14 protein-coding genes, 1 tRNA gene and 2 rRNA genes are annotated in these 21,439 nt (G+C 55.6%); 13 read left to right on the top strand and 4 right to left on the bottom strand.

Translation table 11 applies throughout. The annotated features are described in order from the left end of the window. The first annotated feature begins 90 nt into the window (after positions 1–90). Positions 91–3,060 (top strand): 23S ribosomal RNA (locus ATHL_RS11335). Positions 3,061–3,136: 76 nt separating this feature from the next. Further along, a 5S ribosomal RNA gene (gene rrf / locus ATHL_RS11330) occupies positions 3,137–3,253 on the top strand. A gap of 159 nt (positions 3,254–3,412) precedes the next feature. Here the strand turns inward: rrf and ATHL_RS11325 are convergent. Continuing rightward, positions 3,413–3,484: transfer RNA gene (locus ATHL_RS11325), tRNA-Gly, on the bottom strand. A gap of 162 nt (positions 3,485–3,646) precedes the next feature. After that, positions 3,647–5,596: an SH3 domain-containing protein gene (locus ATHL_RS11320; RefSeq protein WP_084001387.1), complete on the bottom strand. Its 1,950-nt coding sequence runs from the start codon at positions 5,594–5,596 to the stop codon at positions 3,647–3,649. Between the two features lie 68 nt (positions 5,597–5,664). Between ATHL_RS11320 and ATHL_RS11315 the strand changes: the two genes are divergently transcribed. From ATHL_RS11315 to ATHL_RS11280, 8 genes are all read left to right on the top strand, one after another. After that, the gene (locus ATHL_RS11315; RefSeq protein WP_162787679.1) at positions 5,665–6,372 is read left to right on the top strand and encodes a M23 family metallopeptidase; all 708 of its coding nucleotides are present in this window, start codon (positions 5,665–5,667) and stop codon (positions 6,370–6,372) included. Positions 6,373–6,406: 34 nt separating this feature from the next. Then, positions 6,407–8,155, top strand: coding sequence for a glycoside hydrolase family 35 protein (locus ATHL_RS11310; protein WP_062193715.1), 1,749 nt, complete (start codon positions 6,407–6,409; stop codon positions 8,153–8,155). A 3-nt stretch (positions 8,156–8,158) separates the two neighbouring features. Continuing rightward, positions 8,159–8,821 (top strand): SDR family NAD(P)-dependent oxidoreductase, encoded by a 663-nt coding sequence (locus ATHL_RS11305; RefSeq protein WP_062193713.1) that lies wholly within the window; start codon positions 8,159–8,161, stop codon positions 8,819–8,821. A 6-nt stretch (positions 8,822–8,827) separates the two neighbouring features. Beyond that, positions 8,828–9,652, top strand: coding sequence for an AAC(3) family N-acetyltransferase (locus ATHL_RS11300; protein WP_062193710.1), 825 nt, complete (start codon positions 8,828–8,830; stop codon positions 9,650–9,652). Positions 9,653–9,721: 69 nt separating this feature from the next. Next, the gene (locus ATHL_RS11295) at positions 9,722–11,299 is read left to right on the top strand and encodes a sensor histidine kinase (RefSeq protein ID WP_062193707.1); all 1,578 of its coding nucleotides are present in this window, start codon (positions 9,722–9,724) and stop codon (positions 11,297–11,299) included. Between the two features lie 65 nt (positions 11,300–11,364). Then, positions 11,365–12,225, top strand: a complete 861-nt coding sequence (locus ATHL_RS11290; protein WP_062193705.1) for an MBL fold metallo-hydrolase — start codon at positions 11,365–11,367, stop codon at positions 12,223–12,225. Then, positions 12,222–13,268, top strand: coding sequence for an asparaginase (locus ATHL_RS11285; protein WP_062193702.1), 1,047 nt, complete (start codon positions 12,222–12,224; stop codon positions 13,266–13,268). The genes ATHL_RS11290 and ATHL_RS11285 overlap by 4 nt, the downstream gene beginning before the upstream one ends. Before the next feature lie 19 nt (positions 13,269–13,287). Beyond that, positions 13,288–14,004 (top strand): endonuclease III domain-containing protein, encoded by a 717-nt coding sequence (locus tag ATHL_RS11280; RefSeq protein ID WP_062193700.1) that lies wholly within the window; start codon positions 13,288–13,290, stop codon positions 14,002–14,004. On the opposite strand, the gene ATHL_RS11275 is transcribed toward ATHL_RS11280, so the two are convergent. Further along, on the bottom strand, positions 13,961–14,644 hold the full coding sequence (locus tag ATHL_RS11275) for a metal-dependent hydrolase (protein WP_062193696.1): 684 nt from the start codon (positions 14,642–14,644) through the stop codon (positions 13,961–13,963). The genes ATHL_RS11280 and ATHL_RS11275 overlap by 44 nt on opposite strands. Positions 14,645–14,689: 45 nt before the next feature. Then, on the bottom strand, positions 14,690–16,027 hold the full coding sequence (locus tag ATHL_RS11270) for an NAD(P)/FAD-dependent oxidoreductase (protein WP_084001386.1): 1,338 nt from the start codon (positions 16,025–16,027) through the stop codon (positions 14,690–14,692). Between the two features lie 214 nt (positions 16,028–16,241). Between ATHL_RS11270 and ATHL_RS11265 the strand changes: the two genes are divergently transcribed. The 3 genes from ATHL_RS11265 to coaE all read left to right on the top strand — a co-directional run bounded on the left by ATHL_RS11265 (position 16,242) and on the right by coaE (position 21,429). Continuing rightward, complete coding sequence (locus tag ATHL_RS11265; protein ID WP_062193693.1) at positions 16,242–18,929, top strand: coiled-coil domain-containing protein; 2,688 nt, start codon at positions 16,242–16,244, stop codon at positions 18,927–18,929. A 23-nt stretch (positions 18,930–18,952) separates the two neighbouring features. Continuing rightward, the gene (locus ATHL_RS11260) at positions 18,953–20,131 is read left to right on the top strand and encodes a threonine synthase (protein ID WP_062193690.1); all 1,179 of its coding nucleotides are present in this window, start codon (positions 18,953–18,955) and stop codon (positions 20,129–20,131) included. A gap of 152 nt (positions 20,132–20,283) precedes the next feature. Beyond that, positions 20,284–21,429, top strand: coding sequence for a dephospho-CoA kinase (coaE, locus tag ATHL_RS11255; protein ID WP_084001385.1), 1,146 nt, complete (start codon positions 20,284–20,286; stop codon positions 21,427–21,429). Positions 21,430–21,439 lie beyond the last annotated feature (10 nt).

The raw sequence follows: 21,439 nt of genomic DNA, 5'->3' as shown, positions 1-21,439 counted from the left end.
ACATTAACAAAGGAATAGCTGAGAGAAAGGCGCATCAAGCAAGCCGAGAAGGAAGTAAGGAAGGAAGAGTACGGGAGATCTCCGTACGACGTGACAAAGCTACGAAGGCTTACGGAGGATGCCTTGGTGCCAGGTGCCGAAGAAGGACGTGGGTCACTGCGAAAAGCTGCGGGGAGCCGTGAACAGGCGGAGATCCGCAGGTATCCGAATGGGGAAACCCGGTGGAGCGAACCTCCATCATCCTCTGCTGAACACATAGGCAGAGAGAAGGGAACCCGGGGAACTGAAACATCTAAGTACCCGGAGGAAAAGAAAGGATTTCCCGAGTAGTGGCGAGCGAAAGGGAAAGAGCCCAAACCGGGCTGGGAACAGTCCGGGGTTGAAGGGCCGGTAAGAAGGGACGTAGAGTTAGTGGAAAGGTGTGGGACAGCCTGCCAGAGAGGGTAAGAGCCCCGTACACGAAAACGAAGCGTTCCGAGCCGGAACCCTGAGTACTGCCGGGCACGCTAATCCGGCAGGAAGCTGGGGGGTCCACCCTCCAAGGCTAAATACACCTGGCGACCGACAGAGGACAAGTACCGTGAGGGAAAGGTGAAAAGTACCCCGGTGAGGGGAGTGAAATAGAACCTGAAACCGTAAGCTGACAAGCAGTTGGAGGGCTAATGGTGTGATGGTGCTCTGCAGAGATGCAGGTGCGCAGCGCCAGGCCTGACAGCGTGCCTCTTGGAGAATGAGCCTGCGAGTTAATCCTTGTAGCGAGGTTAAGGGAGAGACACCCGGAGCCGTAGCGAAAGCGAGTCTGAAGAGGGCGAAGAGTTGCAAGGATTAGACACGAAACCAGGTGAGCTACCCATGGCCAGGGTGAAGCGGGTGTAACGACCTGTGGAGGCCCGGACCTACTAATGTTGCAAAATTAGGGGATGAGCTGTGGGTAGAGGTGATATGCCAAACGAACCTGGAGATAGCTTGTTCTCCCCGAAATAGCTATAGGGCTAGCGCCTCCTGTTGAACTGTGGAGGTAGAGCACTGAATGAGAGAGGGGGCTTAGAGCTTACCGAACTCAAACAAACTCCGAATGCCACAGTTGGAGAGGGAGGTAGTCGGACTACGGGTGATGAGATTCGTGGTCGAGAGGGAAACAGCCCAGACCATCGGCTAAGGTCCCGAAATACAGACTAAGTGGGAAACGATGTGGAGTTACCGAGACAACCAGGAGGTTGGCTTAGAAGCAGCCATCCTTGAAAGAGTGCGTAATAGCTCACTGGTTCAGTGATTCTGCGCGGAAAACTTAACGGGGCTAAGTCTGATACCGAAGCCATGGATCTGCTACTGAAGAGGTAGTGGATGGTAGGGGAGCGTTCCGCCAGCGGGGAAGGCATACCGGAAGGAGTGCTGGAGCGGGCGGAAGTGAGAATGCAGGCATGAGTAGCGCAAAACACGTGAGAAGCGTGTTCACCGAAAATCTAAGGTTTCCGACGGCAGGTCAATCCGCGTCGGGTTAGTCAGGTCCTTAGGCGAGGCCGAAAGGCGTAGTCGATGGGAAACCGGTCAACAATCCGGTACCTGCCAACTGGAGTGAAGAGGGGACGCAGCAAGGGAAGCCAGCCCGCGAATGGTGGTGCGGGTGCATGAGGCGACAGGCGAAGAGGCCCGGAGGGAAAACCCTGGGCTGAGCTGAGGTCTCGTGGCGAGCCCCCGAGGCATAAGTGAGCAGAACCTAGCTGCCGAGAAAAGCCTCTAAGCGAAGAGAGTTGGGAGCCTGTACCGCAAACCGACACAGGTAGATGGGTAGAGAATACCAAGGTGAACGGGAGAACCTTCGTCAAGGAACTAGGCAACATGGCCCCGTAACTTCGGGAGAAGGGGTGCCATACTGGGTGATGAAAAGAGCCTGGTGTGGTCGCAGCGAAGCGGCTCTAGTGACTGGTTAACAAAACCACAGGTCTCTGCGAAGTCGAAAGACGACGTATAGGGGCTGACGCCTGCCCAGTGCCGGAAGGTTAAGGGGAGGGGTAAGCCGCCCGAGAGGGAGGTGAAGCTCTGAACCGAAGCCCCGGTGAACGGCGGCCGTAACTATAACGGTCCTAAGGTAGCGAAATTCCTTGTCGGGTAAGTTCCGACCCGCACGAACGGCGTAACAACTAGAGCGGTGTCTCGACGAAGGGCCCGGCGAAATTGAAATGGCTGTGAAGATGCGGCCTACCCGCAGCAGGACAAAAAGACCCCGTGGAGCTTTACTGCAACCTGTCATTGAGTTTGGGCACGGTCTGTGTAGGATAGGTGGGAGGCTGAGAAGCTGGAGCGCAAGCTTCGGTGGAGCCGCCGGTGAAATACCACCCTGATCGTGTTTAGACCCTAACCCCTGGCCCGAAGCGGGCAGGGGGACCGTGGCAGGCGGGCAGTTTGACTGGGGCGGTCGCCTCCTAAAGGGTAACGGAGGCGCCCAAAGGTTCCCTCAGGCAGAATGGAAACCTGCCGGAGAGTGCAAAGGCAGAAGGGAGCTTGACTGCAAGACCAACGCGTCGAGCAGAGACGAAAGTCGGGCTTAGTGATCCCACGTTTCTGAGTGGAAGGGACGTGGCTTACCGGACAAAAGCTACCCCGGGGATAACAGGCTGGTGAAGTCCAAGAGTTCACATCGACGACTTCGCTCGGCACCTCGATGTCGGCTCATCGCATCCTGGGGCTGGACAAGGTCCCAAGGGTCGGGCTGTTCGCCCGTTAAAGCGGTACGCGAGCTGGGTTCAGACCGTCGTGAGACAGGTCGGTCTCTATCCGCTGTGGGCGTAAGGGATTTGAGAGGAGCTGCCCCTAGTACGAGAGGACCGGGGTGGACAGACCGCTAGTGTGCCAGTTGTCGTGCCAACGGCAGCGCTGGGTAGCTAAGTCTGGCAGAGATAACCGCTGAAAGCATCTAAGTGGGAAACTCGCCTCAAGATAAGATCCCTGGATCCTGAAAAGGAGTAAGATCGCTGGGAGACGACCAGCTAGATAGGCGGCATGTGGAAGTGCAGTAATGCATGGAGCTAAGCCGTACTAATGATCGAGGGCTTTGCGCGTGGTACGGAGAACTCTGTACTTTTCCTGGGCAGAGAGCGCCGAAAGGCTCAGCTATTCTAAAGTGAAGAGAAAGTCTCTTGGTGATAGGAGCGACGTTGGTACACCCGGACACATCCCGAACCCGGTCGTTAAGGACGTCAGCGCCGATGGTACTTGGGGGGCGACCCCCTGGAAGAGTAGGTCATTGCCAAGAGACTTTTTTGATTCTTCTACCCCCCCACCTTTATGGCCCCGGATTCGCTTCCCCCTGTGGGGACACGCGAAGGTACCCATTAAATAAAAAGAGCGGGAGACGGGATTCGAATATCATCCCCCCTGTGGGGACACGCGAAGGTATCCATTAAATAAAAAGAGCGGGAGACGGGATTCGAACCCGCGAATGTCAGCTTGGAAGGCTGATGCCTTACCCCTTGGCGACTCCCGCGTTACGCAGGCAATTATACCAAAAAAATGAATCGTTGCAACGGCTGGCGGGCTTTCCAATTTTAAAGAATCTATCCTTTGGCGGCATTCCATTTACCTTTGGAGGATGGCCCCATGGAAGCGATAAACCAGCCGGGCGAATTGTCGCCCGGCTAGATTGGTTTCACCATCTGGGGGTCGGGGTGACCTCAGGAGGGTTGGTGGGTTCGGGAGTGCCCACGGTAGGCGTGGGGGGCACATCGGGCGGAGGAGTGGGCTCGATGGTGCCCGTCTGGGTTGGCCATGGGGTATAAGTGGGCGGCTGGGGGGTGGGAGCCAGATAGATGCGGTAAGTGAAAGAGCAAATAACCTCACTTCCGCGCAGCACAGCCCATACTTCTCCCACTTCTCCTGACGTGCGGCGGGACGACGCCTGAAAACTGAAGCGATACGTTCCGCCGGGCAAAACCGATTGATCCAGGTCGTAGCGGTCAGGCCCGGTATGGAGCGGCTCACCGCCCAGCGGAGCAATAAAGGCAAGATCGGTGCTGTCGTGTGACCAGGTTTTCGAAGTATTGTTGAGCAGTTCGATGGTGAACGTAAAATCCTGATAAGGACGGAACGCTTTGCTGTTGGCTGGAGACTGGTACTGAATGGCGCAGGTGCTTGCGCTTACATCGGAAGGAATCCATGCCGGGAGGGGAGTGGGCACAACGGGTACTTTCTCGGCATTGAAAAGGTAAACATTGGGCGCAGCTACCCAGGCTTTTCCATCGGGTGAAACAGAAGCTCCGACGCGTACCTGCAGCCAGGCGCCATCTGCAGAGCGTCCCAGAACGGGGAGAATCTGCCCTTTTAGGGCGAAACTGAGGGCTTCATATTCCAGGCCCGGGCCGGCACGGTAATAGATCGTCGCGCGCGGTGAAGCCACGGGATCGCTGGCGGCGATGGGGAAAGGCAGATAATTTTTAAGGTAAGGCGGATGATAAATGACCGGCACGTCATCAGTGTTCAGCGCATGGGCGTGGCTGGCCAGCACCCAGCCCATCCCTGCGGGGGCAATTTCTGAGGGAAGGAGCACCAGCCAGTTCTTTGCGCTCGGGTCTCGCCCCAGGACGAAGAAGTTCCCTCCCGGCAGACCAGCCAACAACGCTGGCTGGCTGGGGTTTTCGGGGTCGTCGGGGGCGGCGCGGACGAGGGTGGCTTCAGTGAGGATGATCTGAGGTTCATCCAGCGCCGGTAAATAGTAGGTGCGCCCAAAATCCTCGGGTAGCGGGGGCAAAGAGGGAACGTTGAGGTAATTCTCTGCCTTAACCGTGGATTGGGAGACCCAGCCTCTTCCTCCGGGCATCCCGGGTAACCGGACTGCCCACCAGGGAGTGAATTTCCCGATGATTTCAACCTTCGCTCCCGCCGGAAGCACTCCCAGAGGAGCAAAACGAGTATCGGGGCCACTTCTCACGAGGACATTTCGATAGGTGATGATGTGTGCGGCATCTGCAGGTGGAGGAGTATAAGACAGAAGCAGGCTGGGGGTCAATTGCATCCTGGTAGCCCCGTTTGCAAGTTCAAGGAACAGGTAGCCATCCTGGAGAAAGCCGCGGCTCACCTGGCTTAATTGCTGGAGGAAGTCTCCCGATTGAGAATCGGGAGGGCAGGCCATTTTGGTGCCCTCTCCAATCTCAAGTCGCGTCAGCGTGCCTGCTGGATCAATCTGATAAGTACCCCGGAAAAGGTTGCAATCGGCCAGAATGTTGATTTCGCCGCTGGGTGAAAATTCGAGAGAATAACGCAGTGGGTCACTCACCTTTTGCGCTGAGCCGTCTCTCCGGGAGGTTTCCGTCCAAAGCCAGAGGGTGCTTCCGAGTGTAGTGGAGGCTGAATGGGGTGAGGGAGAATTCGTAGCGGTGGGAGATGAATCGGGCAGAGGGGGAGTCTGGGTTAATGGTAACGTTGCACTGGGGGTGGGCATACCCCGGGTGGCCGTTGGGGAGGCTGCAGGGGGTAGAGGGAGCTCGGTTGCGGTTGAACCGGCAACTGGAAGAGAATTTTGCGCTGGTGTGGGAGTTGCAGTGTTACATGCGGCCAGAAGAAATGCCATCAGGCCGCAAAGTGCAATGATTTTTCTTGGCATGGCTTCCCTCGTAGATGGGGTCTGGCTCAATTATATATCGAAAACCATCCTGAGCTATAATGTCTTCCATGCATAGACGCGGGAAGCTGATGTTTCTCACGCTGGCAGCGGCAGTGCTTGTTACCGCTGGCGGGGTACTTGTCTACCCGGTGTTGCGTACATTACCGCGGAGTTCTCGCGTGGTAGAGTGGATTCGCCATCCAGAAGAGCACCCGACCTGGGCCATCCGGGCGGGCGAGCGCTGTGGTGATGCTCCCTTTCAGTTTCCGACCAGTGGATACATTGGTTTTGTATGGGGGGATTCCTTCCGGCCGTTCCATCGTCACTCTGGAATAGATATTTTCGGTGGAAGTGCACCGGGACTTACCCCGGTGATGGCAGTGTCCGACGGCTACGTCACCCGGCTTGCCGAATGGAAGGCCAGTCTGATCCTGCGCATTCCTTCCGATCCGTTGCAGCCGGAAAGGCAAATCTGGGTATATTACACACATCTGGCTGATCCACAGGGTCAATCCTTGATTGACGAGGCTTTCCCGCCAGGGATTGAAGAAAAGTTCGTTCAGGTAGGGACTCTTCTTGGATGGCAGGGGAATTATTCGGGAAGGGCCGATGCTCCGGTCGGAGTACATTTGCATATTTCGGTGGTGAAAGATGATGGACGGGGAAAGTTTTTGGATGAACGCCGGATCGAAAACACTCTTGATCCCTCTCCTTACTTTGGCCTGGATTTAAAGGCCACTCAATGGAAACAGGATCCGTTCATGTGCCAGAATTAATGTCTCTGGTTGTTCTTTGGTAAGGAAGTCATTTATGCCCACGATTGAAATTGGTCAAAACGAATTTTTGCTGGACGGGAAACCTTTTCGAATTCTCGCAGGGGCGATGCATTACTTCAGGGTGCACCCTGAATACTGGAAAGATCGCCTGCTTAAAATGCGCGCGATGGGCCTTAACACGCTGGAAACTTATGTGGCGTGGAATCTGCATGAACCGCAACCCGGAGAGTTTCAATTTACAGGGTGGCTCGACCTGGAGCGGTATATTGAAATGGCCTCAGAACTGGGATTGTACGTGATTGTACGGCCGGGCCCGTATATTTGCTCGGAGTGGGAGTTCGGAGGGTTGCCGGCCTGGCTCCTTAAAGATCCGGGGATGCGCCTTCGATGTCTCTACCAGCCTTATCTGGATGCGGTGGATCGGTATTTTGACGCGGTTTTCCAGAAACTGGTGCCCCTGCAAATCACACGCGGAGGCCCGGTGATTGCCTTCCAGGTGGAAAATGAATATGGAAGTTACGGCAATGATCAGAAATATCTTAAATACCTGGAAGTGGGCATGCGCAACCGCGGGGTAGACGTCCTTTTGCTGACTTCGGATGGCCCGAGCGATGAAATGCTTCAATATGGCACCCTGCCGCATCTTTTCAAGACGGTTAATTTCGGGTCTCGGGCCAGTGAAGCCTTTAAAAAATTACGGGAATATCAACCAGATGGCCCGTTGATGTGTACGGAGTTCTGGAATGGGTGGTTCGATCACTGGGGAGAGCGCCATCATACCCGCCCGGCACACGACGCAGCCCAGGCTCTGGAAGAGATCCTGGAACAGGGGGCTTCGGTCAGCCTTTACATGTTCCATGGAGGCACGAATTTTGGCTTTATGAATGGGGCGAATGCCGCGCCAGGCCCCCGCTATCAGGCCACTGTTACCAGTTATGACTACGATGCACCGCTTGATGAAGCAGGGCGCCCCACCCCAAAATACCATGCCTTTCGGGAGGTCTTAGGGAAATTTACCGATTTGCCTCTGGAAGATCTGCCGGAGGATGCCCCGGCCATGGCCCTGGGGGAGGTTGAGCTGACGCAAGTAGTGGAACTGGAGCACAGCCTGGAAGCCCTCTCAGGTGAGGTACAATCGGCGGTGCCCGAGACGATGGAAGCCCTGGGGCAAAACTATGGTTTTATCTTTTACCGCACACAGGTTTCTGGCCCACGAGAGGATGCTCCCTTGCGCGTTCTGGGGGTGCATGATCGGGCTCAGGTCTTTCTGGATGATGAAGAAATAGGTATTTTAGAAAGAGAATCGCCTGGCAAAACCCTCTCGATAACCATTCCACCACAAGGCTCTACCCTGGAATTTCTCGTTGAGAATATGGGTCGAGTCAATTATGGGCCAGAGCTTGCCGATCCGAAAGGGATTATCGGAGGGGTGTTGCTCGGACAGCAATACCTTTTTAACTGGTCGATGTTTCCACTCCCTCTGGATGATCTGAGCGGATTGCGCTTTGAAACACGCCGTCCGGTGCGGTGGCCAGCCTTTTTCCGGGGAGTGTTTTCGGTTGAGAGGCCGGCAGATACTTATCTGGCCCTGCCACACTGGAACAAAGGGGTAGTCTGGATTAACGGGTTCAACCTGGGAAGGTACTGGAAGCGCGGCCCCCAGAAGACGCTTTATCTGCCCGGGCCATTACTCAAACCCGGCGAAAATGAGATCATTGTGCTGGAACTGCACGGGGTTAGAAAACCGGTGGTTGAGTTTCGAGACGAGGCCGATTTAGGATAATCCATGCCAGAAAATCAATGTGCTCTCATCGTAGGGGCCGGGCGCGAACCGGCGGCTTCGCTGGCCCTTTCTCTGGCCAGGCAGGGCTTCGGGCTGGCGTTGAATGATCTCACGCCAATGGCTATAGATGCCCTGGCTGAAAAAGCCCGGGAGATGGGGGTGAAAGTCTCCTGTCATGTGGCTGATCCTTCCAAGGGATTGGCGGCGCGGATGCTCCTGGACGAAGTGCTGGATACCTGGGGACAAATTGATGTGCTGGTGCTTAATCCCCGGGCTGAACCCAGACAGTCTCTGCTCGACCTGGACGAGTGGGACTGGCAACGTACCCTGGAAAGTAACCTTAATGCTCCTTTCCTGATGATGCAGGGGGTAGCCCGCTGGATGCGTTCAGAGGAACGGGGCGGGGTCATCCTCAACCTGATCTCCATCGGTGAACCGTTGCCAGAAGAGGGGAGCATTGCATTTCGGGTCAGCCAGATGGGATTCCATGCCCTTACGCAGGCTGCGGCAAAGGAATTATCCGGAACGGGAATTCGTGTTTTTGGGCTCTGCACAGGTTCAGCGATGGCTCCCGGGGTTGTGGCAGAGGCGGCACGAGTGGGCACTGGTCTGTGTCTGGGCAAAGAGGTGGTAGAAAGTGGTGAGATTTTCATGCTCAAGGGATGAGGTGGCATGATTTCGTTTCGAGAGCTGGTAAATGGGTTTCGAGAAGTGGGACTGGTTCCGGGACGCCCGGTGATTGTGCATGCGTCGCTGTCCTCTTTTGGAGAAGAAGTGCGCGGCGGGGTGGGTAGCCTGCTGGGGGCGCTTCTGGCGGTGACAAACCGGGTCATGGCACCTGCATTTACTTATCAAACCATGCTGATCCCTGAGACCGGCCCGGAAAATAACGCGCTGGTGTACGGAAGTGGAGGTGACCTGAACCGAATGGCGGAATTTTACCGTCCGGACCTGCCTGCTGACCGTATGATGGGCGTGCTGGCAGAAGCCCTGCGCCGCCATCCACTGGCTCGTCGCTCAGCCCATCCTATTCTCTCTTTTGCAGCTATTGGCCTTGAAAGTGCGTTAAATGCACAGACTCTTGAGGAACCACTGGCACCGCTGCGTGTACTGGCAGAGATGGGTGGAGACGTTTTGCTGATAGGGGTTGATCATCGGGTGAACACAAGCATTCATTATGCCGAACGCATAGCCGGACGCCGACAGTTCATCCGGTGGGCACTAACCCCAAAGGGGGTAGTGGAATGCCCGGGCTTTCCCGGTTGTTCGGAGGGGTTCGATCAAATTCAACCCTTTCTGGCCGAATTTACTCGCCAGACGCAACTGGGAATGGCACGGATTCAAGCTGTGGCGCTTGCCCCGCTTGTAAAGACGGTGGTTGACCTGCTCCGGGAATCGCCCGATGCTCTGCTCTGTGATTCTCCTCACTGCGAGCGCTGTAATGAGACCCGTATTGGGCTGGCACGCTCTCGTGAAGTTTCTGAAACCGAGGGGTAAGTATGCTATACTCACAGAAGGAAGTTTGCCAGTGGGGCTGAGATTAATAGAACGAAGGCAGGCACCGTGATGCTGGACTACACCCGTACCACGCTCGAGTTGCTTTACAACATCAGTCGGGAGCTTACCTCTGACCTGGATCTGCGCACTGTTCTGGTGAGGGTGTTGACGAACTCCAGCCGCCATGTGGGGGCAGAACGTGCCAGTATCGTGGTGGTGGAAGGCGACCAGGCCGTTGACGCCGCCATCATTGTGGACAACCAGCTTAAACCTCATACGGTTGATCAACTGAATGATATTCTCAACCAGGGGTTGGCCGGCTGGGTTCTGCGCAACCGGCAGGCAGTGTTGATCCCGGATACCAGACATGACCAACGCTGGCTGCAACGCCCGGATGACGCCGCCAGCCAGACGGGTGCGAAGTCGGCCATTTGTGTACCGATCATTGCCCGCGATCAACTGGTAGGGGTGCTCACCATTGTGCATCCAATCCCCAACACCCTCTCGAAGGAACATCTGGCCCTGGTGCAGGCAATTGCGGATCAGGCTGGCACGGCAATCTATAATGCACGTCTGTATAACAAGCTGGATGCCGCACATCGCCGTTATCTTGAATTATTCGATGATAGCATTGATCCGATCTGGATTACCGATCTGGATGGTAAAACTCTGGAGGCCAACCGGCAGGCTGGTGAGTTAACCGGTTTAGGTAAGGAAGAAATGCGGGGACAGCCGATGGCGCTGTTCCTCGAACTGGGGGAATCCTGGCTGGATGAGCATCTGGTGGAATTGCAGGGCGGGAGGACAGTTCACACCGAAACCATCCTCAAATCGAGGTCGGGGGTGTCTGTTCCGGTGGAAGCGTATGTGCGTGTGGTGATGATCGAAAACAGTGCTGTGTTGCAATGGATTCTGAGAGATATTTCAGAACGGAAAGCCCTGGATGCCCTGCGAGATGATTTAATGGCCATGGTGTACCATGATCTGCGGTCTCCGCTTTCCAATATTATTTCCAGCCTTGAAATGCTCAACATGCTCCTTCCGCCTGAGGAGGGAGAAAACTACCGAACGATTCTGGCCATTGCTATTCGCTCAACAGAACGAATGCAGCGCCTGATTGCCACCCTCCTCGATATTTACCGCCTCGAAGCCGGCCAGCCGATTACCAATCGTCAGCGTGTTGAAGTGCTCCCACTGGTGCAGGAAGCCGTGAGTGCCGTACAGCCCGTGGTCGAGAATAAAGGGCTGGAAATGGTGGTAGAGGTAGAGGAGGGGCTGCCGCCCCTTTGGATCGATGGCGATATGATCCGGCGAGTGCTGATCAACCTGCTGGATAACGCTACAAAATTTATTCTCTTTCAGGGGACGGTCAGGCTTTCGGTGCGTAAAACGGGCGACAGGGTGATCTTCTCCGTCCAGGACAATGGCCCGGGTATTCCACCGGATAAACTTGAGTTGATTTTTGATAAATTTGCCCGCTTACAGGTAGACCGATTCCCGAAGGGGCTGGGCTTGGGTTTGGCTTTCTGTAAGCTGGCAGTACGTTCCCATGGTGGGGAAATCTGGGTCGAGAGTGAATTGAACGCAGGGAGTACTTTTTACTTCTCTTTGCCCATAGAAACACCCCCATCAGAAGGAGAGTTGTGATATAACCGAAGGGTTGCCCGGAAAATCCTTACGGGTATTCCAAGGATCTTTTACAGGATGGTTGGATGCAAGAACTGGCTCCGCATGTATATATAGAAACAGCTTACCCGGGGGTCACCCTGGGAGCGATCAACTGGTCGCATGGTTTAATCCTGATCGATGCGCCTTTTCGCCCTGAGGACACGCGCGCATGGCGGGCGGCTTTGCTCAATTTGAGCGGAGGGGTAGACCGCTTGCTGGTTAACTTAGATGCTCATATTGACCGCACCCTTGGCGCGCGAAATATGGATTGTACTGTGGTCGGTCATGAAAAGATGGCGGCGGTGTTTCGTAACCGCCCGGTGACTTTTAAGGCTCAGGGGCTTGAAACCGGTGCGGAATGGGAGCAATTTAATGGGGTGGGGAGTATTCGCTGGGCTGTCCCTGATCTTACCTTTAGTGAGCGGCTGGTCATTCACTGGGATGAGAACCCGCTCATTCTGGAACACCACCCCGGGCCGGCTGCAGGGGCCATCTGGGCGGTGTTGCCCGGTGCGCGGGTGATCATGCTGGGGGATGCGGTGGTGGTCAATCAGCCGCCTTTCCTGGCTGCTGCAGATATTCCGGTCTGGATTGAGTCGCTGAAGCTGTTGCTTTTACCGGAATATCGAGACTACTTGCTGGTGAGCGGGCGGGGTGGACTGGTGGCGCATCAACAGGTTCGCACCCAGATCGATTTCCTTTCGAAAGTAGATGAACAGGTGGCCAGACTGGCAGAAATGGGCAGCGAACCTGAAGAAACAGCCCGTTTGATCCCGGCTTTGCTTTCTGAACTGGATTATCCTGCTGAGCGGAGTTCTCGATACGAGCAGCGTTTGCGCTATGGGTTGATGCGTTATTTCATTCGACATTACCGCCCAACGACAGAGGAACTCGAAGAATCATGAATCGTTATGAACCCCTTGTTGAACTGACGCGCGGTCCGCTGGTTGAATCCATTCATTTTGGTGCAGTGGCCGTGGTGGATGGAAATGGGAATCTCCTCGCGAGTGCTGGCGACCCAACCCTGGTCGTCAATCTACGGTCTTCAGCCAAACCTTTTCAGGCGCTTTCACTGGTGGAAAGCGGTGGGGCTGAGGCTTTTGGCTGGAGTGACCGCGAGCTGGCGCTTGCCTGTGCTTCTCATTCTGGCACAGATGAACATGTGGCTGTGTTGCGTTCCATGCAGGCGAAAGTGGGTGTCAGTGAGGGTGATCTGCGCTGTGGAGTGCATCCACCCATGGATGAGGCCACGGCTAAAGCCTTGCGCGAGCGGGGTGAACAACCCACACCCAACCGGCATAACTGTTCGGGAAAACATACCGGCATGCTGGCCAATGCGCGTTTCCATTCCTTCCCCATTGAGGATTACCTCAACCCGGAGCATCCCGTCCAACGGCTTATTCTGCAAACGTTTGCTGAGATGGTCGGATTGGCACCTGAAGACGTACCCATTGGGATTGATGGGTGCTCTGCGCCGACGTTTGCCGCTCCGTTACGAAACGCAGCCCAGGCGTATGCTCTCCTGGCCGATCCTTCCCGCCTCCCTGAGCCTCGCCGCTCCGCATTAAAACGAATTTTCCATGCCATGACTGAAAACCCCGATATGGTTGCCGGGCCGCAACGGTTTGATACTCTGCTCATGCAGGCCGCCGGTGGACGGATTGTTTCGAAGGGTGGGGCGGAAGGGTATCAGGCAATGGGGATTGCGCCGGGCGTACTGGGGCCGGGGGCTCCGGCGGTGGGAGTGACACTGAAAATCTCCGATGGAGATCTGGCTGGCCGCGCGGTGGGAACAGCCGCTCTGGCCGTGTTGCTCCAGCTCGGGGTACTTGGGGAGAAGGAACGGGCCGCTTTGTCACGGTTTGACCGCCGTCCGCTTAAGAACTGGCGCGGTATTGAAGTGGGTGAGATTCGCCCCTGCTTTTCACTGGTGCCGGTTGCTCTGTAGGTGAAGGGCTGGGGGCTGAATGCCTGAGTCGCTTTCTCCCCTCCCTGAACATGTTGAACGTGGGCAGGCAGTGTATCGGCGTCTGCTGGAGGTATATGGACTGCCTCAGTGGCGAAATACCCTCCCCCCGCTCGATGAGTTAATCTCGACTATCCTTTCTCAAAATACCAATGATCGTAATCGCGATCTGGCGTTTCAGAGGTTGAGGGAGCGTTTCCCAACCTGGGAAGCCGTGCGCGATGCGCCTGCCGAAGCGGTGATTGAAGCGATCCGTCCGGCGGGGTTGGGTAATCAGAAAGGGCCGCGTATTCAACAGGTATTGCGTCAGATCAGCGCGGAGTGTGGTTCGCTCGATCTGAGCTTTTTACAGCACTGGCCAGCCGAAAAGGCGCTGGCGTGGTTGATGCGCTTTCAAGGGGTGGGGCCCAAAACGGCGGCAATCGTCCTGGTGTTTTCTCTGAACAAACCCGCTTTTCCGGTAGATACTCACATTTATCGGGTGAGTGGGCGCATTGGGTTGCGCCCGGCTCACCTGAGCGTGGAACAAGCCCACCAGTACCTGGCGGGGGTTTTTAAACCCGACCAATATGCCCCGGGACATCTTAACCTAATTCGCCTGGGGCGCGAGACCTGCCATGCGCGTAGACCGAATTGCCCTGCCTGCCCGGTGAATGGGCTTTGCCAGTTCTACCTTACAGGCTCAGGCTCTGTCCCGGCTTCAACAGGTGGACGGTGACTCCAGTTTGCTGTTGCACACGCTGTGCCCAGGCAATCGCATCCTGCTTGATCAGGTCAAAAGTGTTATAGTGGATCGGGATTACCTGCTTCGGGCGGAGCAGTTCCACGGCTCGCAGGGCATCATCGGGGCCCATGGTGTAATTGTCGCCGATGGGAATGACAGCCAGCTCTAATCCTTCATCACCGATGAGTTTCATATCGCCAAACAGGCCGGTATCCTGAGCCAGGTAGACCTTTTGCCCTTCGCGCGTGGTGAGCAGGAACCCTGCCGGGTTCCCGCCATTACTGCCATCGGGCAGAGCCGAACCGTGAAGGGCAAAGGTTAATTTTAAGTACCCAAATGGATAGGTATATCCCCCGCCCAGGTGTTGGCCGTGCGATTTGAGGCCCTTTTTGGCAAACCAGCTGGCAATTTCAGCGTTGGAGATAATCAATGCGCCGGTGCGGCGGGCGATGGCTTCGGCATCTCCCACATGGTCGCCATGACCGTGACTGACGAGGATGAAATCAGCGAGGACTTTGTCGGCGGTGGTGCTTGCTGTGGGGTTGCCAGTGAAAAATGGGTCAACCAGAATGCGATACCCTCCGGTCTCAAGTCCAAGGGTTGCATGACCGTACCAGGTTAATTTCAGAGCCATCTTTCAACCTCCTGCATGGTTTGATCTTTATCATTATAACCACGCTCAGGCAGGTTTCGAAAGAGTCTGGCCGGGATGTTCCTGGGGGTTAGGAAGAGATGGGTGGCGGCGAGGTTCTCGAACGCCTGTCAATGCATGGTGGATCAGACGGATGGGATGGTCGTAGAGAAGATAGTTCCATGCCCAGTTAATCATTACCTGCAGGCGGTTTCGGAATCCTATCAGCTGATAGATGTGAACCACTACCCAGATCAACCAGGCGATTCCCCCACGCAGTTTCAGAGAGCCGATTCTGGCAACTGCCTGACTACGCCCAATGGTGGCCAGTAGACCCGGATCATGGTAATGGAAGGCTTCCGGTTCTCTCCCGGAGATCATGCGCAGGATGTTTTGGGCTGCGCTTTCTCCCTGTTGAATGGCTACCGGTGCAATCATGGGGAGGGGCTTTCCATCCTGGTCCGGGAATGAGGCTGCATCACCGATGATAAGGACTTCAGGGTACCGAGGAATTTGCAGGGTTGGCAATACTTTGAGACGACCGAGAGCATCTTTCTCAACTGGAAGGGAGGATGTCAGTGGCGAGGCCCGTACCCCGGATGCCCATATCAGAGTGGGAGAGGTTATGGTTTCTCCGGTGGAGAGAAAAATCGTCTTTCCGTCATAATCCCGTACGGCGGTGCCCAGACGGACTTCAACCCCGGCCTTTTTGAGAGCCTGAAGGGCATAGGCAGCGAGGTCATCGGGCATGGCAGGAAGGAGGCGCTGAGAGGCTTCCAGGAGAATCACTTTTCGGGGGATATGCTTCAGGGTGGGATAGTCTCCCGGGATTATTGTTTTAAGTAGTTCGGCCAGAGCACCGGCACTTTCTACCCCGGTCGGGCCTCCACCGGCAATGACGAAGGTGAGCGTGGATACCTGGTGCGCTGGATCTCTTTCGAGGGTGGCTTCTTCGCACATACGCAGGATGTGGTTGCGAATCTGTTCGGCATCGCCGATCGATTTCAACCCCAGAGCGTGGCGAGCAAGGCGCCCCATTTCCCAAAAATGAGTGGTACCTCCAGGTGCCAGGATCAGGTAATCATAAGCGAGGTTCCCTTTGTCTGTCACGACAGAACGGGTTTCCAGGTCGATGGCCTGCACTTTGGCCAGATAAAAGGTGAGGTTCTTCTGCCTACGCAGGATAGCCCGCACGGGGTGAGCAATGGCTTCTGGAGAAAGCCCTGCCGTAGCCACCTGATACAGCAAAGGCTGAAAGAGGTGATAGTTGTTTTTATCGATTATAGTGAGATGGATAGGAGCATTTGCCAGTCTACGTGCGGCGCGAAGTCCGCCAAAACCGGCTCCAACAATAATCACATGGGGTTTACTGGATTGATCAGCCATGCCAGCCTCCATTTTGCTTGTGATTTTTATCACAAATAAATTTTACCAAAATTATCTGAATATTTCAAGCATCTGGAGGTTGGTTTTGATGGTTTGATTAAACCTGGGTATTCAGCATGGGTGAGATGCCTCTGGAGCTTTCCTGAAAACCACCGGGTGCTCCGGGTCTTTTCTTAACAAAAATCGTGTATGATTACTATGAACGGGAGGCCCGATGGAATCAGCGTTGGAATGGATTCTCATTACTTTGTTGATCATCATGCTGGTCTCTCTGGTGGCTGGCCTGGTGGTGTACGGCCTGGTCAGTCGCTGGCGCAGGCAGGTTGAAACGGTCTTGCTTGAGGTAGGGGGTGAGCTCAATCAGGCGGGTTTTCACATTGAATCGTTGCAGGCCACGCAGTATGAATTTGGCAAAATCCATCGCCAGCCGTATGTCACTCTGACGGCAGAACTGCAGAAGAAAGTTGATCGTATCCTGCAAATGGCGCAGGAGGTAGAAAGCCGATGGGTGGAACTGGAAGCCCGTCAACATCATGTGCCACTTTCTCACCTGCAGGGAATCCTGGAGTGGGTGACCGGTGCCTATCCAAACTGGAAGGCGGCAGAGGCTTTGCGTGTTCAGAATCGAAACCTGCAGCGCGAGCTGGCAGAGGCACAAAGGCTTGCCCGGCGGATGGAGGGTTTGCCTGTGGAAATTTACACGCAGGCTCGCATGGCCGGGGAGGCTTTGCAAAGGCTGGAAACTTTGTTGAATACCTTACACGAAGCCGGTTTGCATGGCAAGCCCATGGAAGAGGCTGATGATGTTTTCCGACGGGTGCAGCAGAGCTGGGGGCACATTCCTGAGGATTTTCTTGCCGAAGGGCCCCCCGATTCGCAGGCGGGGGATGTTCGAGAGACGGTGAGTGCAGTCTATGCGGTTCTGGAGGATGTTCAACCCCTTCTGGATGAATGGGTAGAACGTGTTGAAGGATGGGACAAGCAATACCGCCGAACGGTAGAAGCCTATGAGCGGCTGCGGAAAACAGGGAATACTTTCCGCGCCGCATTAAAAAATCCGCCGGTTGGGTTAATCGTGGATGGTTTCCTCGCTGAGCTGGACAGGGTGCGGGCGACGACAGTGGCGATTAATAAGCGCCTGCAGGAACCGCTGGTGGATGATTTGCGTGCGCTTGAACGAGAAACCATTCATCTGGAAAAGGTGGTTAAAGACCAGGTCGCGCGGTACGATCGGGTGTGCCGACAGGTTGAAGAACTCGATCGGGCGATCCTGGAGCTGGAGACCCGCCAGAGTGAGGCTGCCCGGCGCCTGGCGGAGCCCGAAAAATTACAGGTATACCCTCTGGTGTGGGATATCTCGCGGGCGTTTCTGGCTGACCTTGAGACCGGCCTGAATACCATTGGCTCACGCGATCAAAAACGTACCCCGGAGCAGGTGGAAGAAGGGTTGCGCCTTGCCTCAGAACAGGATGCAAAACTCACGTCCTTTATCAAGAGGCTTGAAACGGTTTTGAATGCTCATCAAGAATTTCTTTTCCTGCTGGGGACGGGGGTGGTGGCCGATGGAATGGCTTTCCTGGAAAATGCGCAACAGCTGGTTGAGAAGGCGGCACGTTATGCCCCGGTAAACTGGAGCGGTGGGGAAACGCCAGCGGCCTTTCAGGCTGATTTAAGCCGTTTAAGGGAGCTACAACAGCGCCTTACAGGAGCTTCGCAACCCATGGCTATAAAAGAAAGTGAACTTTCTGACTGGCTGAAAGACGCCCGCCAGATGGTGGAATTGCATCGGGCATTGCGCACCCGTGAGGAACGTATGCGCCAGCGTTTGAACACCCTGGAGAAGGCAGAAAGTGAAGCCCTTGCTGAGGCGGAGCGCGCTCTGTCAACAATGGATCATCTGCTTCTGCTCACCCGCGAAAATGCCGTGTTGCAGGAGAAGGCGCTTGCAGAAATGAACCGCGTTCGAGAAGAACTATCTCACCTGGTGGAGGAGTTGCGCAACCCTGGTCAGGGCGCGGTAGAGCGAAAAGTCTCGCGGACGAATGTGCTTGTGGAGCAGCTTTCACGTGCCAGCCAGAACTGGCTAGATCAGCTGGTGCTGGATTTACAGGGTCAGACTCGTCACATCAGTGATCAGCTGGGTGAGCTCGATCAGAGTGTTGCTCTGGAAGATCGGGCAGTGAATGAGGCCCGTAGCCTGATCGAACGATTAGGTTCCCGCCCCACGCCCCGGAAGGATGGATCGACCTATCTCGAAGTGGCCGCTGAAATTAAACGCTGGAACAATGAATGGCAAACGTGCCGTGGAGTGTCTCAGGCGCTGGATGAGGTAGCCAGGGTTGTGCTTGAAGCTGTACGAGAAGCGACCCAGGCGCGCGAGGCTGCCCGTAAGGCCCTTCAATCGGCAGGAAAACTGGCCAGCGGGCGGCGCGATTGGCCTCCTACCCGCCAATCGCTGGTAGAAGAGGTACGTATGTTTCAGGAGCTTGAGCGGCGGTTGGATCGTTTGAAATCTGATCGGAAAACTGCCAGTGAGGCCGTGCATGAACTGGGGCAGATCTTCCACGAATTGAGTCAGCTGGAGGATCGTGTTGTGGCTGCGATTCGTCAGGCTGAACTTGAACAACAGGAAGCAATACGCCTGGAACGCCTGCTGGAGGAGTATCAGCAACGCTGGCAGGCGCTCGCTCAGCGATTCCCGGCACAGGCTGATCTTGATCTGGAAATAAAAGATCTGGTGAGTCAGGCGGATCAGCGCCTGGCCAGGATTAAGACGCAATATAAACAGGGCATTTTAAGCTACGAACAGGCATTGGATGGCTTGCGAGAAGCGGTATCTGCCTTACGGAATGCGCGGTTTAACGTCCCTGAAGGGCAGGAAGTTCACATCACTCAGGGATAATTCCCCGGTCATTGAGGGCAGGCGTGGTAACTTTCAACGTTGCATCCGAAAATTATCTGACGCATCTGGTTTGCTCTGAATGTGGAACAGAAGTGGATGCGCATCAGATTCAGACGTATTGTGAGGCATGTCAGGCGCCCTATGTGGCTGTATATGATCTGAACCGGGCGTCAGAACACCTGGATCGGGAACGGATTGAGCCATTGCCGGGAATGTGGCGCTGGTTCCCTCTGTTGCCGGTGCAGGAAGTGGGGCACATCCTTACTCTGGGGGAGGGGAATACCCCGTTATTGCCCCTCTCCAATCTGGCAAAGGATTGGGGGCTGTCGAGGTTATTTGTTAAAGATGAGAGTGCAAACCCCACGGGGAGTTTCAAGGCCCGGGGAATGGCTGCGGCGGTTTCAAGGGCCAAAGAGCTGGGAGTGCATCGCGTGGTGATCCCTACGGCGGGGAATGCAGGGGGCGCCATGGCGGCTTACGCCGCCCGCGCCGGGATAAAAGCCTGTATTTTCATGCCAGAAGACACGCCGCGGCCCATCGTTGAAGAATGCCGAATTACCGGCGCAGAGGTGACGCTGGTGGACGGGTTGATCAGTGATGCCGGCAGACTGGCTAACCAGCTTGCCCGGCAGGAAGGCTGGTTTGATCTTTCTACTTTTAAGGAGCCCTACCGCCTGGAAGGTAAGAAAATCATGGGATATGAGCTGGCTGAGGCCTTTGCATGGAGACTGCCGGATGTCATCCTTTATCCTACCGGCGGTGGTACTGGCCTGGTGGGGATCTGGAAGGCTTTTTATGAGCTTGAGGGTCTGGGATGGCTGGAATCATCTCATAAGCCCCGCATGGTAGCCGTCCAGGCTGAGGGTTGCGCGCCTGTAGTAAAAGCTTTTCGCAACCATGCCGAACGATGTGAGATCTGGCCAGATGCCCAGACCATAGCCGCAGGGTTGCGGGTGCCTCGCCCGTTTGCCGATCGGATGATTCTGCGGGTGTTGCAGGAAAGCAAAGGTGAAGCTATGGTGGTGAGTGATGAGCAAATCCGCGCCGCTCAAAGGCTGCTGGCCGGTCGGGAGGGAATTTTTGCCGCCCCGGAGGGAGCAGCTACCCTGGCCGGTTTGCAGAAGCTCCTGGCCGAGGGGAAAATTCGCAAGGATGAGCAGGTGGTTCTTCTAAATACAGGGAGCGGTTTAAAATATCTCTGACCCCTCTGGCTAATTTGACATTCGAGGCAGGGGCAGATAAAATGAAACTGGCCCTGGGTCTGTGAAGCAATAAGCGATGCGGATCATCAAGCCGGGGGTGGGCCTAGCTCAGCACTGGTTGACTGTGCATTGACGAATACCAAGGAGTGGTTGTGGGCAAGTGGGCGGGTAAAGTTGTCATCGGCCTGACTGGAAATATCGGCACCGGGAAGAGCGTGGTTCGCCGGATGCTGGAGCATCTTGGCGCGTATGGCATTGACGCAGATGCTCTGGCACATCGGGCGATCGCCCGGGGGGCACCGGGGTATCAACCGGTGGTTGATCACTTTGGAAAGTGGATTCTCACCGAACAGGGAGAAATTGACCGCAGTAAACTGGCGCGCGTGGTCTTTGGAGATAAGGAAGCCCTGGCTCGTCTGGAAGGGATCATTCATCCCCTGGTTCTTCAGGCGATTGACTGGTTGGTTCAGCGGGCTTCTCAAAGGGTGATTGTGATTGAAGCGATTAAACTCCTTGAGTCGGGCCTGGCCAGCACATGTGATAGCGTCTGGGTCACGTATACCCCGCCGGAAATTCAGCTCGCCCGCCTGATGGCCAACCGGAAAATGACGGAAAGTGAAGCCCGCCAGCGGATCGCCGCCCAACCACCGCAGGAACAAAAACTGGCGGCAGCAGATGTGGTTATTCGCAACGATGCCACTTTTGAAGAAACCTGGAAGCAAGTTCAGGCGGCCTGGACCCGCCTGGTACCCAGAAGCCCTGAAGAAGCGCCCGCAGTCTCGGTTCAGAGGAAACCCTCTGTCCCTCAAAGTTCATTAAGTGTCCAGCGTGGTAAACCGCGGGACTCGGAAGCCATTGCGCGGTTGATGAATCAGGCCAATCCTTCAGCTCGACCTGTGACGCGGGAGGATGTGATGGCCGCTTTTGGTGAGAAAGCTTTTCTGTTGTTGTGTCATGAGAACGAGGTACATGGCCTGCTCGGCTGGCAGGTGGAAAACCTGGTTGCCCGAACGGTGGATATTCTCATCGCACCCGGCCTTGCGCCAGAAGTGGCCTTACCGCCTTTGATTCAAGAGATGGAACGCTCTTCTAAAAACCTGCAATGTGAAGCCTCTCTTGTATTTGCCCCTACTTACCTGTCTGATGAGAGTTTCTGGAAGAAGTTGGGATATGAAAAACGTACCCCTTCCATGCTGGGTGTGACCGCCTGGCAGGAAGCTGCCAGTGAGTCGATGCGCCCGGGAACGACCCTGTTTTTCAAGCAGTTGCGGGCGGAGCGGGTGTTGCGCCCCATTTAGGAAAATGGCG

Source organism: Anaerolinea thermolimosa (genome assembly GCF_001050195.2).
In the GTDB taxonomy this organism is placed as follows: domain Bacteria; phylum Chloroflexota; class Anaerolineae; order Anaerolineales; family Anaerolineaceae; genus Anaerolinea; species Anaerolinea thermolimosa.
This window is presented reverse-complemented; position numbering and strand designations above follow the sequence as displayed.